A 15,440-nucleotide genomic window follows, 5' to 3' on the forward strand; every position below is an offset into this window, starting at 1 on the left:
CGAGAAGGGCGACGCCAACGACGCCGTCATCAAGGCGCTGGTCGAGCGCGACATGCTGCTGGCGCGCGGGCGTTTGAAACACCAGTACCCGCATTCGTGGCGTTCGAAGAAGCCGGTGATCTTCCGCAATACGCCGCAGTGGTTCATCGCGATGGACCGTCCTTTTTACCTCCCCCTTCAGGGGAGGGTGGAGAGCCTCCGCGCCCGCGCGCTGCAAGCGATCAGCGTGACGCAATGGGTGCCGCCGGCCGGGCAGAACCGCATCACCGGCATGATCGCCAACCGACCGGATTGGGTGATCTCGCGCCAGCGCGCCTGGGGCGTGCCGATCGCGGTATTCGTGCGTGAAACGGGCGACGGCTCCGCCGAAATCCTGATCGACGAGGCCGTCAACAAGCGCATCACCGACGCCTTCGAGAAGGACGGCGCGGATGCCTGGTACACCGAGGGCGCGCGCGAACGCTTCCTCGGCTCACGCGCCAATGAGGACTGGCGGAAAGTCGACGACATCCTCGACGTCTGGTTCGACTCCGGCTCCACCCACGCCTTCGTGCTGGAAGATCCCCTGCATTTCCCCGGCCTTGCCGGCATCAAACGCAAGGTCGATGGCGGCCGCGATACCGTGATGTATCTGGAAGGCAGCGACCAGCATCGCGGCTGGTTTCACTCCTCGCTCCTGGAAAGCTGCGGCACACGGGGCCGCGCGCCCTACGACGTGGTGCTGACGCACGGCTTCACACTCGACGAGAACGGCCGCAAGATGTCGAAGTCGCTCGGCAATACCGTCGATCCGCAGAAGGTCATCAAGGAGTCCGGCGCCGACATCCTGCGACTGTGGGTCTGCGCCACCGATTACGCCGACGACCAGCGCATCGGCGCGGAAATCCTCAAGAACACCGTCGAAACCTATCGCAAGCTGCGCAACACCATCCGCTGGATGCTCGGCACGCTGCATCACTTCGATCGCGGCGACGCGGTCGCGTTCGCCGACATGCCCGAACTGGAACGCCTGATGCTGCACCAGTTGGCGGCACAGAGCGAAGTGGTGCACAAGGCTTACGCGGATTTCGATTACAAGATCGTGATCGCAAGTCTTGCGGCCTTCATGAACACCGAACTCTCGGCGTTCTATTTCGATATCCGCAAAGATACGCTGTATTGCGATCCGCCGTCATCGGCCGCGCGCAAGGCGGCGCTGACCACCATCGATCTGCTGTGCGACTCGATCCTGAAATGGCTGGCGCCGGTGCTGTCGTTCACGACAGAGGAAGCGTGGCGGCTGTATCGGCCGGAGGCGGAGCCGTCGGTGCATCTGACGACGTTCCCCGAGAGTTTCGACGATTTCCGCGACGACGCCCTGGCCGCGAAGTGGGAGACCATCCGCGCCGTGCGTAGCGTCGTCACCGGCGCGCTGGAACTCGAACGCGCGGCCAAGCGGATCGGCTCCTCGCTGGAAGCCTCGCCGATCGTCTATGTCGCCGACCGCGCCATGCTGGCGACATTGTTCGACGTCGACCTCGCCGAGGTCTGCATCACCTCCAACTTCGAGGTGCGCGAGGGCGACGCGCCGGCCGACGCATTTCGTTTGCCGAACGTCCAGGGCGTCGCCGTGGTGGTCGAGAAAGCCGCGGGCACCAAGTGCGCCCGGTCCTGGAAGGTCCTGACGACGGTCGGCAGCGACGAGGAATATCCCGACGTGTCGCCGCGCGATGCGCAGGCGCTGCGGGAATGGAAGGCGCTGGGGGTGAGCGTGTGACGCCGGTACTGCGCTCCGGCGTCATCGCAGCCGCCCTGGCCCTGATCCTCGATCAGGCCTCGAAGCTGTGGCTGCTCTACGTGTTCGATATCGGTCGTCGCGGCGCCGCCAGAGTTACGCCGTTCTTCGACCTGGTGCTGGCCTGGAACACCGGCATCAGCTACGGCTGGTTCCAGACCGACAGCCCCGTGGGCGCCACGATCCTGCTCGCGATCAAGGCCCTTGCAGTGGTGCTGCTGGCGATCTGGATGGCGCGCTCGCGCACCCGCATGGCGACAATTGGCCTCGGGCTCATCATCGGTGGCGCCATCGGCAACGCCATCGACCGCTTCGCCTATGGCGCGGTGGTGGATTTCGCGCTGCTTCACCTCCAATTCGCGGGAAAGACCTATAGCTGGTATGTGTTCAACATCGCCGACGTGGCGATCGTTGCCGGGGTGACGGCCCTGTTGTATGATTCCTTCTTTGGGACACCCGCCGCAAAAGCGCCCTGATCCCGGACGATAGGGGCAGCTCGGAGCGCGGGCGGCTTCGGCCGCGATCCTTCGAAAAAACTGAACAGGGTAAACGCGATGCGCAAAACCGGACGAAACGGTTGGGATGTGCCCAAGGCCTCGGGAATGCTGCCGCGCTGCGTTCGTCTCGCCGCGGTTGCCGCGGGCATCGCCATCGTGTTGTCGTCCGGTGTGGCGCGGGCACAGGACGACGATGATGACTCCACCTTCGAGGAGAAAATCATCAAGAACCTGATGAGCGGCATCGGCGCTACCAACATGGACAACAAAGGCATCGACTATCGCGAGCGGTCGCCGCTGGTGATTCCGCCCAAGATCGATCTGCCGCCGCCTGGCTCCGCCGCGACCGAAATCAAGGACCCGAACTGGCCGAAGGACCCCGACGTCGAGCGTCACAAAGAAATGATTGCCGCCCGCAAGCAAAGCAAGCCGACGCCCGAAGAAAGCGCCAAATCGATTTTGCCGAGCAAGCTCGCAACACACGGTTCCGGCACCATCGCGCGACGGGCCGAGACCGAGCAGCCGGGCCAGCCACAGAGCGACAATCCGTCGCTCAGCCCCTCGCAACTCGGTTTCACCGGCAAGCTCTTCAATTTGTTCGGCGGCAACAAGCCGCAGACCGCAACGTTCACGGGCGAGCCGGAACGGGAGCAGTTGACGCAGCCTCCGGCTGGATATCAGACTCCGTCCCCAAATTATGCTTACGGCACCGGGCCGAAGGAAGCCCTCGGCAACACGTATATCGATATCAATACCGGCAAAGAGCGCAAAAACTGACAGCGGCGGTCGGCAGCACGAACAAGCCGGGCTGACGTTTCCAGCCCGGATCGCCCCATATGGCGCGAACCGGCGTGGGGTCGTTACAGGATAAAGGCGACGCCGCAACCGAATCATTGGCTCCAGCAAAAGGACTGACGGCAATTCGTGACGCTTCCGACAACTTGCCGCCGGTGCACACAATGAGAGCATTGCGACGACTGACCGCCCGCGCCTTCACGGCGCTGGCCCTGTGCCTTGCGTTCCTGTTCACCTTCACGGCAGCCCGGGCGCAGACCGTGACCGGGCAGCCCCCGACCACGTTTACCCTGCCGAACGGGCTTGCGGTGGTGATCATTCCCGATCACCGGACGCCGGTGGTCACGCAGATGATCTGGTACAAGGTCGGCTCTGCGGACGAAACGCCGGGCAAATCGGGGCTTGCGCATTTTCTCGAGCATCTGATGTTCAAGGGCACCGCCAAACATCCGGCCGGCGAGTTCTCCCAGACGGTGCTGCGCGTCGGCGGCGAGGAGAATGCCTTCACCTACTTCGATTACACCGGCTACTACCAGCGCGTGCCGCGAGATCAGCTCGCGACGATGATGGCGTTCGAGGCCGACCGCATGACCGGCCTGGTGCTGAAGGACGAAAACGTGCTGCCCGAGCGCGACGTGGTGCTCGAGGAGTACAACATGCGCGTCGCCAACAATCCCGAGGCGCGGCTGACCGAACAGATCATGGCCGCGCTGTATCTCAATCATCCCTATGGCCGCCCGGTGATCGGCTGGCGCCACGAGATCGAGAAGCTCACCCGCCAAGACGCGCTCGCCTTCTACAAACGGTTCTATGCGCCGAACAATGCAACGCTGGTGATCGCCGGCGACGTGGACGCGCAGAAAATCCGGCCCGAGATTGAAAAGACTTTCGGCCCGGTGCCGCCGCAGCCCGCGATTCCGCCGGTCCGCATCCGTCCTCAGGAACCGCCGCCGGTTGCGTCGCGGACGGTGACGCTCGCAGACCCTCGCGTCGAACAGCCGATGCTGCGGCGTTATTATCTCGTGCCTGCCGCGACCACCGCCGCCGCCGGCGAAAGTCCCGCGCTGGATGTGCTTGCGCAACTGATGGGCGAAGGCAGCAACGCGTATCTCTATCGCGCGCTGGTCGTCGACAAGCCGCTCGCCGTCAGCACCAACGCTTCCTATCAGGGCACCATGGTCGATCCGACCCAGTTCGCGATCGCGGTTGCGCCGAAGCCGGGCGTCAGTTTCGCCGATGTTGAGAAGGCCATCGACGCCGTGATCGCAAATCTCGCCACGAATCCCGTGCCCGCCGAGGATCTCGAACGCGTGAAGACGCAGTTGATCGCTCAGGCGATCTACGCCCAGGACAGTCAGACGACGCTGGCGCGCTGGTACGGGGCGGGCATGACCGTGGGATTGAACGTCGACGAAATCAGGAGCTGGCCCGATCGCATCCGCGCGGTGACTGCCGCGCAAGTCCGCGAGGCCGCGAAGAAGTGGCTGGTCAAGACGCGCTCGGTGACGGGTTACCTGATCAAGGACACCGCGCCGGCGCACGAGGAGAAGCGGTCGTGAGACGCATCCGGATCGGCACGGCGCGCCGCCTGCTCGCCGCTATGTGCTTCGCTTTGATTTCCCTCGCCGCTAGTCCGTCGTTCGCCGCGACGAAAATCCAGCATCTGGTGACGCCGGGAGGCATCGAGGCCTGGTTCGTTCAGGATGCGACCGTGCCTCTGGTTGCGATGGAATATGCGTTCGCCGGCGGTGCGGCGCAGGACCCGGCCGACAAGCCTGGCGTCGGTTATATGGTCGCGAGCCTGATTGACGAAGGCGCCGCCGATCTCGACTCCAAGACCTTCCGTGAGCGGCTCGACCGCCGCGCCATCGAGTTGAGCTTCAGCATCGAACGCGACCGCTTTCGCGGCTCGTTGCGGATGCTCAAGGAGCACAGCGGCGAGGCGTTCGACCTGTTGCACATCGCCCTCACTTCCCCGCGTTTCGACGCTGCTGACGTCGAGCGCATCCGTTCGCAGATCATGTCCGAACTGCGCCGCAACTCCACCAATCCCAACGCGCTCGCCGGCCGCAATTTTCTCAAGCTCGCATTCGGCGATCATCCTTACGGCCGCCCGTCGCATGGCACCCTCGAAAGCATTCCTACGATCAAGACCGACGACCTCAGGAACTACGTGCACCGCGTGCTGGCGAGAGATCAATTGAAAATCGCGGTCGTCGGCGACATCGAGCCGGCTGCCCTCGCAAAGCTGCTGGATCAAACCTTCGGAGGGCTGCCCGCGAAAGGCGACCTCACACCCGTTGCCGACGTCGTCGCTGCCAAGCCGCCGCAACGCGCATTCGTTCCGCTCGATGTGCCGCAGACCGTGGTCATGTTCGGCGGTCCCGGCGTCAAGCGCCACGATCCGGATTTCATGGCGGCCTACATCGACAACCACATTCTCGGCGGCGGCTCGCTGTCGTCCCGACTCTATCGCGAGGTTCGCGAAAAACGCGGCCTCGCTTATTCCGTCTCGGAATCGCTCTTGTGGATGAAATACTCGGCGCTGTTTGCCGGAACCACCGGTACGCGCGCCGACCGCGCCAGCGAAAGCATCGATGCGATCGACAAGGTCATCCAGCGGTTCGCTGAAGACGGACCGACCCAGAAGGAACTGGACGAGGCTAAATCCTACGTGAAGGGATCGCAGATGCTGGAACTCGATACCTCGTCGAAGCTCGCCACCGGCCTGCTCCAGTACCAGACGGACGGTCTGCCGATCGACTACATCGAGAAGCGCAATTCCCTCGTCGATGCCGTCACCCTCGACCAGGCCAGAGACGTCGCCAAGCGGCTTTGGGGACACGGGCTCCTGACAGTGGTGGTGGGACGCGCGCAGGCGGCGGCGCAACCGGCGGCGATCCAGCCAGGAGCGACCCAGCCCGCGCCTCACCCCGCCCCCGCCGCGCACTAGAGTCGGGTTCAACTGCGTTAACCAGACTGTGGTTTTAATCTTTTTAATTGAGCATGATCTTATCAGAAAGCCGGCTTCCACTTTTCGGGTCATGCTCCAGTGTGGTGGTTCAGAAGTTCGCTTCATTTTTTCTCTGCAAGCGCGTCAAGCGACCTTTTGAACCTGAGCCACACTAGAATTATAAATTTCTAGTGCCCTTTTGAATCTGAAGTTCGCTCCGGAAGGCGCTGCATAATGAGGCGAACTTCAGATTCAGGGCACTAGATGGTGCGGATTACGCGCGAGATCGCGATCGACGAAAATGACATCGAGATCAGCTTCATCCGTGCCTCGGGTCCCGGCGGCCAGAACGTCAACAAGCTCTCGACCGCCGCGCAATTGCGCTACGACACCCGCCGCCTGACGCTCGCCGCCGACGTGGCCGTGCGGCTCGCGAGCCTCGCCGGACAGCGGATGACGAGGGACGGCGTGATCGTGATCCACGCCCAGCGCTTCCGCACCCAGGAGCGCAACCGCGCCGACGCCATCGACCGCCTGATCGAATTGCTGCGCAAGGCCGCGACCCGGCCGACGCCGCGCCGCGCTACCAGGCCGACGCTTGCCTCGAAGAAGCGCCGCCTCGAAGGCAAGAAACGCCGCGGCGACGTCAAGGCAAGGCGCAGACCGGCGGGATACGAGGACTAGAGGCGTTCGGAGGCTTGTCCCTTCGGACTTGCCGGATCGCTTCGGCGCGAGACGTTTCGCAAATGACGAGCGATCCGACGTCGCTCAGGTGAGTTCCAGAGTCCGCATCTCCGGCGTTCGGCCGTTGGCGTTCAGCTTTTTTCTTCTTCCCTTTTGTTCTTCCCTGAAACAGCCCGCTACTACCACCGCCCCGAAGCTGCGACTTAAAATCTGCACACGGCAACGGTGTGAAGACGCCAAGAGCTGCGTCATTCCCGCTGTTATGTCAGGAGTTGAGCTGAATGGCCAAGCCGGTTCACTCGATGATCCGCGTCCTCGACGAAGCGAAGTCGATCGATTTCTACGCGCGCGCGTTCGGGCTTCGGATTGCGGAACGGCTGGCGTGGCTGGAGTTCGCGCTGATCTATCTGCGGCATCCCTCCTCGCCGTTCGAAGTCGAGCTGACCGTGAATTTCGATCGCAAGGAACCCTATTCGCTCGGCGACGGATACGGCCATCTCGCCGTCGTGGTCGACGACGTGGATGCGGAGCACGCCCGCTTCGAGCACGAACAACTATCGCCAGGACCGCTGCGCGATTTCAAACACGACGGGTCGACGCTGGCCCGCTTCTTCTTCGTCTCCGATCCCGACGGCTACAAGATCGAGGTGATCCAGAAAGGCGGTCGCTTCGGATAATGCCTCCACAGCGAGGCAATCAACGAATCTTCGATGGAGGACTCCGATGAGAGAAGTCGATCGCCGAAGCAAACATTCGCGGCGCACCTTCCTGAAAGGCGCAGCCGCGGCAGCGCCCGTGGCTGCGATCGCAACCAACATTCCGCTCAGCGTCGAAGATGCCTGGGCGGAGGATGCCACCGCGCTGCAACCGGCGACGATGAAGACGCTGGTGAAGGTGGCGCGCGACATCTATCCGCACGATTTCCTGGTGGACAGCTACTACATCACCGCGATCAAGCCATGGGACGACAAGGCGGCGAAAGACCCGGCCGTCAAGGCGATGCTCGAAGACGGCGTGAAGCGCCTCGATCAGAATGCGCAGGACAAGCACAAATGCAGCTACGCGGATGTCGGATGGGAATCCGATCGCGTCGCCCTGCTGCTGGACATCGAGCAGACCGCCTTCTTCAAGGCGCTGCGCTCCGACCTCGTTGTCTCACTCTATAACCAGCAGGCGCTGTGGCCGAAGTTCGGGTACGAGGGATCCTCCGCCGAACACGGCGGCTACATCCATCGCGGCTTCAACGACATCGACTGGCTGCCGAAGACCTGAGGATCGTGTGCAGCTTCGTTGGAGGATATTGACATGGCAAAGTTCGATCTGAATGACGACAGCGTCGTTGTTATCGTCGGCTCCGGGGCCGGCGGCGGCACCCTGGGCAACGAGCTTGCGCAAAAAGGCGTCAAGGTCGTGATCCTCGAAGCCGGTCCGCGCGTCGAGATCAAGGATTTCATCAACAACGAATGGGAGAGCTTCGCGCAGCTCGCCTGGACCGACATGCGAACCACCTCGGGCGACTGGCGCGTGGCGAAGGACTTTCCGAATCTGCCGGCTTGGATCGTGAAATCGGTCGGCGGCTCGACGGTGCACTGGGCCGACGCTTCGCTCCGCTTCGACGAGCACGAATTCAGGGTCCGCACCACTTATGGGGAATTGCCGGGCGCCAACCTGCTGGACTGGCCGATCACGCTCGCCGAGATGGCGCCATGGTACGCCAAGGCCGAGGACAAGATGGGCGTCACCCGCACCAACAACATCCCCGGCCTGCCCGGCAACAACAACTTCAAGGTGCTCGAAGCCGGCGCACGCAAATGCGGCTACAAGGAAGTGCACACCGGCCGGATGGCGATCAACTCAGAACCGCGCGACAACCGCGGCTCCTGCCAGCAGATCGGATTTTGTTTCCAGGGTTGCAAATCCGGCGCCAAGTGGTCGACGCTCTACACCGAAATACCCAAGGGCGAAGCGACCGGCAATCTCGAGGTCCGGCCCAACAGCATGGCGCTGAAGATCGAACACGCGCCTTCCGGCAAAGTCACCGGCGTCGTCTATGCCGATGCCGACGGCAAGACGCAGCGCCAGAAAGCGCGCATCGTGGCGGTCGCCGGCAATTCGCTCGAAAGCCCGCGCCTGCTGCTCAACAGCGCGTCGAACATGTTTCCGGACGGCCTCGCCAACTCGTCCGGCCAGGTCGGCCGCAACTACATGCGGCACATGACCGGCAGCGTCTATGCCGCATTCGAGAAGTCGGTGCACATGGATCGCGGCACCACGATGGCAGGCATCGTTCGCGACGAGGCGGTGCATGATCCCAAACGCAGCTTCATGGGCGGCTATGAGATGGAGACGCTCTCGCTCGGCCTGCCGTTCATGGCGGCATTCCTCAACCCCGGCGGATGGGGCCGCACCTTCACCTCCGCGATGGAGAATTATCCGCGCATGGCCGGCATGTGGCTGGTCGGCGAAGACATGCCGCAGGAAACAAATCGCGTGACGCTCGATTCGACGATCAAGGACAAGCACGGGATGCCGGTCGCGAGCGTGCACTACGACGATCATCCCAACGACATCGCCATGCGCAACCACGCCTACAAACAGGGCGCGGCGATATATGAGGCGGTCGGGGCGACGGCGGTCTATCCGACCCCGCCCTATCCGAGCACGCACAACATGGGCACCAACCGCATGAGCGCAAAGCCGCGCGACGGCGTGGTGAACAAGTTCGGCCAGACCCATGACATCAAGAACCTGTTCGTCTCGGACGGCAGCCAGTTCACCAGCGGCGCGGCCTGCAATCCGACGCTGACGATCGTGGCGCTCGCGATCAGGCAGGCCGATACCATATCGCCGGCGCGATGCAGAAGAAGGAAATCTGAGGTTCGTCAATCCGGGGCGCGCACGCCGGCCCCGGCGAACCCGAGAATGACGCCGCGACTACTCCGCCGCGTCCATGACCGGCACCGTCGTCGCCCGGTTGAGGTCGGGCATCACCGCGACTTCACGCGACCGGTAGATCAGGCAGGAGCAGCGCAGCAGCGAGGCGAAATTTTTCACCTCGCCGTGGTGATCGAGAACTTCGTTGTGAAGCTTGGTGAGGAATTTCGCGAGGCTGACGCCTTCCTTGCCGGCGATCTCTTCCAGCGTATCCCAGAATGCAATTTCCAGCCGGATCGACGTGCAATGACCGCCGATCCGAAGCGAGCGGGTCTGCGATTCGTAGCCGCGTTGAGGCTGGTGCGCGAACAGGCGGCACACGGCGTATCCTCCGGTCTGCTTTATAACTTTTCCAAACGATATACCCGGCCGTCCGAAGCCACAATCGGACATTGGAGCGTTTTCGGGCGAAGCGGGATACCCGTTCGCGTCAAGAAACACGTCAAAACAAAATCATTAGAGCACGATCGCGCCCGGGGCTGCGCTAGCGCAGTATGACGGATATGCCGGTTCCGTTTTTTGGGGCATGCATTTGCCGCCGCGCCACCTAGAATGCATCAAGCTCGAATCGACCCGAATAGCTAACCAGGCGACCACGCATGCCCGTCCGCCAGCTTCCCGAGACCGTCGTCAACCGCATCGCCGCGGGCGAGGTGGTCGAGCGCCCGGCGAGCGTCGTCAAGGAGCTGGTGGAGAACGCCATCGATGCCGGCGCGGGCCGCATCGACGTCTTCACCGACGGCGGCGGAAGGCGGCGGATCGGCGTCACCGACGATGGCGGCGGAATGACGCGCGGCGACCTCGCGCTGGCGGTGGACCGCCACGCCACCTCGAAGCTCGACGACGAGGACCTGCTTGGTATCCGCACGCTGGGCTTTCGCGGCGAGGCGCTGCCCTCGATCGGCGCGGTTGCGAAGCTTGTCATCACCACGCGCCATGCCGGCGAGCCGCATGCGTGGTCGCTCAACGTCGAGGGCGGACGGAAATCCGCGATCGCGCCGGCGGCACTGACGCAAGGCACCCGCGTCGAGGTCGGCGACCTGTTTTTTGCGACGCCCGCGCGCCTGAAGTTCCTTAAGACCGACCGCACTGAGGCTGAGGCGATCCGCGAGGTGGTGCGACGGCTGGCGATGGCGCGACCCGATATCGCCTTCACGGTCGCGGGCGAAGGGCGTGCGCCGGCGACCTGGACAGCGGCGCTGCCGGGCGCGGCGGGACGGTTGACGCGGCTCGGCGACATTCTCGGCGCGGACTTTCGCGGCAGCGCCATCGCGGCGCGCGCCGAGCGCGACGGCGTAATCGTGGAAGGCTTCGCCGCCGCGCCGTCGCTGACGCGCGCCAATGCGCTCGGCCAGTATCTGTTCGTCAACGGCCGCCCGGTGCGCGACAAGCTGATCCTCGGCGCGGTGCGCGCGGCCTATTCCGATTACCTGCCGCGCGACCGCCATCCCGTAGTGGCATTGTTCGTCACGACCGAGCCGCAGGAGGTCGACGCCAACGTCCATCCGGCCAAGACGGAAGTGCGCTTCCGCAACGCCGGCCTGGTGCGGGCGCTGATCGTGCACGCGCTGAAGGACGCTCTCGCGCGCGAGGGCCGCCGCACGGCCGCGAACAGCGACGGCGCGGTGCTCACCGCGTTTCGTCCCGCGACCGCGCCGCATCCGGCGAACTGGGACTGGCGGCAATCGCCCGCCTCGCCTATTGGTGCGCGGCCGTGGTCGGATGGCGCGACCGCCCTGGCGGAACCCGGACAGGCCGCGTTCGACGTCGGCGCGCCAAGCGCGGATGTGCGATTCAACGCCCCTCCCGCGGTTGACCTGATCGACCGGCCGCTCGGCGCGGCGCGCACGCAGATTCACGAAACCTATATCGTGTCGCAAACCCGCGACGGCCTCATCGTGGTGGACCAGCATGCCGCGCATGAGCGCATCGTCTATGAGAAATTGAAAGCGGCGCTGGAGCGCGACGGCGTACAGCGACAGATTCTTCTGATACCCGACATCGTCGAACTGGACGAGGCGACCGTCGAAAAGCTGATCGACCGCACGCGTGAGCTGGAAAAATTCGGCCTCGCCATCGAGTCCTTCGGACCCGGCGCGGTCGCCGTGCGCGAGGCGCCGTCGCTGCTCGGCAAAACCAACGCGGCGGCGCTGCTGCGCGATCTCGCCGAGCACATGGCGGAATGGGACGAGGCGCTGCCGCTGGAACGGCGGCTGATGCATGTCGCGGCCACGATGGCATGTCACGGCTCGGTGCGCGCGGGACGAATCCTCAAGCCGGAGGAGATGAACGCGCTGCTGCGCGACATGGAGGCCACGCCCAATTCAGGCCAGTGCAATCACGGCCGCCCGACCTATGTGGAATTGAAACTCGCCGACATTGAGAAGCTGTTCGGGCGGCGGTGATTCAATCTTGCACTCCGTCATTCCGGGGCATTGCGCGGCAATCACCCGGAATCCAATGCCTGCTGCTTCCCGGTCACCGGATTCCGAATCGCCGCTCACGCGGCATCCGGAATGACGAGCATAACGAGATTGCAGGCGGGCTGCATACCCGATTAAAACATTTGTACTTCGGTCGCGGTCACGCGCTGCGCAGAAGCACGAACTCGGTGTCGTCATAGGCGCGGCGTTCGAGTTCGGCATAACCGTCCGGCGCGGCAAACGCGGCAGCGGTCGCTTCCTCGACAACGACCAGCGCGTCCGGCACAAGCCACCCACCCTCGCGCAGCGATGTCAGCGCCGTGTCGGCCAGGCCTTTGCTGTAGGGCGGGTCCAGGAACACCAGCGAGAACGGCTCCATCGGATGCGCCGGCCCAAGATGCGTCGCGTCGCGGCGATAGACCTTCGTGACGCCGCCGAGCCCGAGCGCCTCGACATTGTTGCGCAACAATGCGCGCGCCTCGGCGCCGTTGTCCACGAACAGCGCGAACTTCGCCCCGCGCGACACCGCCTCGATGCCGAGCGCGCCCGTCCCCGCAAACAGATCGAGCACGCGCGCGCCGTCGATCGGATTGGCGTAGGCGTGAACGAGGATGTTGAATAGCGACTCGCGCAGGCGATCCTGGGTCGGCCGGATCGCGGTCGACGCGGGCGATGCGATGTTACGGCCTTTCAGCCGTCCGCCGACGACGCGCATCGTTCAATCCCGCGGCGTCAGATCGCGCTTGCCGTGATAGCCGCGCTTCGGCCGGCGCGGCGGGCCGTAGCCGTTGGCCTCGGCTTCGTTGCGCGCCCGCGCCTCGTCGCTGCCGGTCCGCTGCACCACGACGCTGCGGCCCTTGCGATCCTCGATCAGCGAACGTTTCGCCCTCGCCTTGTTGTCCTTCTTCGAGCGCAACGGCGTGCCGTCGCGGCCAAGCTTGGGCGTTCCGCTTTCCGCAGTATCGCCGGCGAAATTCGCGTTGGCGAGCGCGGCGATCTTGTCGCCGAGCTGCTCGCGCAGCACGCGGGTCTTGACTTCCTCGACCTCGCCTTCCGCGATCTCCGCCAGTTGGAACGGCCCATACGAGATGCGGATCAGCCGGTTCACCTCGAGCCCGAGATGCGCCATCACGTTGCGCACCTCGCGGTTCTTGCCCTCGCGGATCGCAAACGTCAGCCACACATTCGCGCCCTGATCGCGCTCGAGCGTGGCGTCGATCGAGCCATACTTGACGCCGTCGACCTCGACGCCGTGCTTCAGCGCATCGAGCTGCGCCTGCGTCACCTCGCCGTGGGCGCGAACGCGGTATCGCCTGAGCCAGCCGGTATCCGGCAGTTCCAGCGCGCGCGCCAGACCGCCGTCATTGGTCAGCAACAACAATCCTTCGGTATTGAAGTCGAGCCGCCCGACGCTGATCAACCGCGGCAGATCTGCCGGCAGATTGTCGAACACGGTCGGCCGTCCTTCGGGATCGGCGTGGGTCGTCATCAGGCCGCGCGGCTTGTGATAGAGAAACAGCCGGGTGCGTTCGCGCTCGGGCAACGGCTGGCCATCCACGGTAATGACGTCACGCGAGGTAACGTCGAGCGCCGGCGAGTTGATGACGCGGCCGTTGACCGCGACGCGGCCCTGCGTGACCCATTCCTCGGCGTCGCGGCGCGAGGCCAGACCCGCGCGCGACATCACTTTTGCGATACGTTCGCCGGCCTTCTTCGGCTTCGGCTCCGGCCGCGCGCCGCGGCGGTCCTCGTCGGGCCTGCGCTCGCGATAGGCGCCGCGCCCTCCGAACGCCGGACGCTTCGCGAAAATCCTGCTGTCGTCCTCATTGTCACGACGCGGGCGATCGTCGCCTCCTTCATGGCGCAGGCGCTCCTGCCGTGGGCGATCGAAGCGAGGACGATCTCCGGACGGACGGTCATAACGCGGCCGCTCGCTCTGCGGACGATCAAACTTGCGCGGGCCACGCTCGCCGCCCGCAGCACGTTCGGGGCGATCGTCCCGCGATTTCGAGAACCGTGGACGCCCTGCGCCGCCGCGATCATCGCGCGGCCTATCGAAACGTCCGGCGTCATCGCGCGAGGGCCGGGAACCGCGTCGCGCCTCATCGCGCGGGTGGGCATCGCGCTTCTCCCACGGCTTGGATTCGCCACGTTCCGGACGGTCGCCGAAATCCTTGCGCGTCCCGCGTGAACCGCCAACCGCCGCGCCGCGAGAAAATTTCTTATCCCCGAGAGGACGATCCCCGCGCGGCGCATAAGCGCGCTTCTCGCCGCCACCCTGGCGCGGCGGACGCGCGCTATAAGGCCGATCCCCTTGCGGCCGCGCACGCTGTGGACGGTCGCCGTCTTTCCGGAAACCTTCGCCTCGCGGGGTGTAGGGACGCTTCTCGCCCAATTTCTTATCGGCAAAGCGCCTTGCAGGGCGCGCGTCGCCACGATCGGCGCGCGGCGCGCGATCGTCACGTTTGAAGGCTGGACGCTCGCCGCGAGGTGAATCCCCGCGCGGCGCGTAGGCACGCTTGTCGCCGCCGTCGTCGCGCTTGAAACGCGGCCGCGCGGCGTCACCGCCATCGCGTTTGCCCGCATAGGGTTTCGCGCTGGCGCGCTTACCGGTCGAGGGCCGCTTGCTGCCTTCGTCTCGCGCCGGAAGGCCGCGCTTGGCAAGCTTCTTTTCCGGCCCCCGCGCCGCGCCGGATCGGCGCTTGCCGCCTGGGGGACGATCACGCCGGCCACGTGCATTGTCTTTATCGGTATCGCGGGGCATGAATGTTCTCGCAAAAAGCAACCGGCCGGCGGCGACGCCGACCCCGAGGATGAGCATAGCGGTCTCGCGCGCGGCGCTTGTCCGAAGCACCGTCTTGCGAAAGACCTGTTCAAGTTTTGAACGCGCCTCTTAACAGGGTTCTCACCGGAGCGCGATCAGCAAAAGCAAATGCGTCCGGGAAACGAGACATGACGGCACCAAGTTTCATGGATTTGGCGCTTGCGGCCGCCGAAACCGCCGGAAAGTCGGGCGAAGTGCCGATCGGCTGCGTCATCGTGCGGAACGGCGAGGTCGTCGCATCGGCCGGAAACCGCACGCTGACCGACCGCGATCCCACGGCGCATGCCGAAATCCTGGCGCTGCGGGCCGCCGCGCGCACCATCGGCACCGAGCGGCTCACCGGCTGCGACCTCTATGTGACGCTGGAACCCTGCACCATGTGCGCGGCCGCGATCTCGTTCGCGCGAATCCGGCGGCTCTATTACGGGACGGCCGATCCGAAAGGCGGCGCGGTGGATTCCGGCGTCCGCTTCTTCGCCGCGCCGACCTGCCACCACCGGCCGGAGGTGTATCCCTCCGTCGGCGAAAGCCAGGCCGCGACGCTGCTGCGGGATTT

13 protein-coding genes and 1 pseudogene are annotated in these 15,440 nt (G+C 64.7%); 11 read left to right on the plus strand and 3 right to left on the minus strand.

Going from position 1 to position 15,440, the window contains the following annotated elements:
- From BGN91_RS04285 to BGN91_RS04325, 9 genes and pseudogenes are all read left to right on the plus strand, one after another.
- The coding region (locus BGN91_RS04285) for a class I tRNA ligase family protein (protein ID WP_292610837.1) at window positions 1-1,756 on the plus strand (1,756 nt) is incomplete at its 5' end.
- Window positions 1,753-2,250, plus strand: coding sequence for a signal peptidase II (gene lspA, locus BGN91_RS04290; protein ID WP_292610839.1), 498 nt, complete (start codon window positions 1,753-1,755; stop codon window positions 2,248-2,250). The genes BGN91_RS04285 and lspA, both read left to right, overlap by 4 nt.
- Window positions 2,251-2,328: 78 nt before the next feature.
- On the plus strand, window positions 2,329-3,048 hold the full coding sequence (locus tag BGN91_RS04295; protein WP_292610841.1) for a hypothetical protein: 720 nt from the start codon (window positions 2,329-2,331) through the stop codon (window positions 3,046-3,048).
- Window positions 3,049-3,230: 182 nt separating this feature from the next.
- Window positions 3,231-4,625, plus strand: coding sequence for a pitrilysin family protein (locus BGN91_RS04300; protein WP_292610843.1), 1,395 nt, complete (start codon window positions 3,231-3,233; stop codon window positions 4,623-4,625).
- A gap of 41 nt (window positions 4,626-4,666) precedes the next feature.
- The gene (locus BGN91_RS04305; protein ID WP_292610854.1) at window positions 4,667-6,019 is read left to right on the plus strand and encodes a pitrilysin family protein; all 1,353 of its coding nucleotides are present in this window, start codon (window positions 4,667-4,669) and stop codon (window positions 6,017-6,019) included.
- 264 nt (window positions 6,020-6,283) lie between these two features.
- The gene (arfB, locus tag BGN91_RS04310; RefSeq protein ID WP_292610845.1) at window positions 6,284-6,703 is read left to right on the plus strand and encodes an alternative ribosome rescue aminoacyl-tRNA hydrolase ArfB; all 420 of its coding nucleotides are present in this window, start codon (window positions 6,284-6,286) and stop codon (window positions 6,701-6,703) included.
- A 281-nt stretch (window positions 6,704-6,984) separates the two neighbouring features.
- Window positions 6,985-7,380 carry a VOC family protein gene (locus BGN91_RS04315; protein WP_292610847.1) on the plus strand — a complete coding sequence of 132 codons (396 nt, stop codon included), beginning with the start codon at window positions 6,985-6,987 and terminating at the stop codon, window positions 7,378-7,380.
- Window positions 7,381-7,426: 46 nt separating this feature from the next.
- The gene (locus BGN91_RS04320; RefSeq protein ID WP_292610848.1) at window positions 7,427-7,975 is read left to right on the plus strand and encodes a twin-arginine translocation signal domain-containing protein; all 549 of its coding nucleotides are present in this window, start codon (window positions 7,427-7,429) and stop codon (window positions 7,973-7,975) included.
- Window positions 7,976-8,008: 33 nt separating this feature from the next.
- A pseudogene (locus BGN91_RS04325) lies at window positions 8,009-9,550 on the plus strand (GMC family oxidoreductase); the annotation flags it as partial.
- Between the two features lie 87 nt (window positions 9,551-9,637).
- On the opposite strand, the gene BGN91_RS04330 reads toward BGN91_RS04325, so the two are convergent.
- Window positions 9,638-9,958 carry a ribbon-helix-helix domain-containing protein gene (locus tag BGN91_RS04330; protein ID WP_292610855.1) on the minus strand — a complete coding sequence of 107 codons (321 nt, stop codon included), beginning with the start codon at window positions 9,956-9,958 and terminating at the stop codon, window positions 9,638-9,640.
- Between the two features lie 278 nt (window positions 9,959-10,236).
- On the opposite strand from BGN91_RS04330, the gene mutL reads away from it, so the two are divergent.
- The gene (gene mutL, locus BGN91_RS04335) at window positions 10,237-12,042 is read left to right on the plus strand and encodes a DNA mismatch repair endonuclease MutL (RefSeq protein ID WP_292610849.1); all 1,806 of its coding nucleotides are present in this window, start codon (window positions 10,237-10,239) and stop codon (window positions 12,040-12,042) included.
- Between the two features lie 178 nt (window positions 12,043-12,220).
- Here the strand turns inward: mutL and rsmD are convergent, their stop codons facing one another.
- Both rsmD and BGN91_RS04345 read right to left on the minus strand, forming a co-directional pair.
- Window positions 12,221-12,775: a 16S rRNA (guanine(966)-N(2))-methyltransferase RsmD gene (gene rsmD, locus BGN91_RS04340; protein ID WP_292610850.1), complete on the minus strand. Its 555-nt coding sequence runs from the start codon at window positions 12,773-12,775 to the stop codon at window positions 12,221-12,223.
- A 3-nt stretch (window positions 12,776-12,778) separates the two neighbouring features.
- A complete protein-coding gene (locus tag BGN91_RS04345; protein ID WP_292610851.1) occupies window positions 12,779-14,824 on the minus strand; it encodes a pseudouridine synthase in 2,046 nt (681 codons plus the stop codon).
- A 188-nt stretch (window positions 14,825-15,012) separates the two neighbouring features.
- Here BGN91_RS04345 and BGN91_RS04350 point away from each other — a divergent pair.
- Window positions 15,013-15,440, plus strand: a 428-nt coding sequence (locus BGN91_RS04350; protein ID WP_292610853.1) for a nucleoside deaminase, incomplete at its 3' end; no start/stop codon positions are given.

It is taken from the genome of Nitrobacter sp. 62-13, assembly GCF_001896955.1.
Lineage (GTDB): Bacteria > Pseudomonadota > Alphaproteobacteria > Rhizobiales > Xanthobacteraceae > Nitrobacter.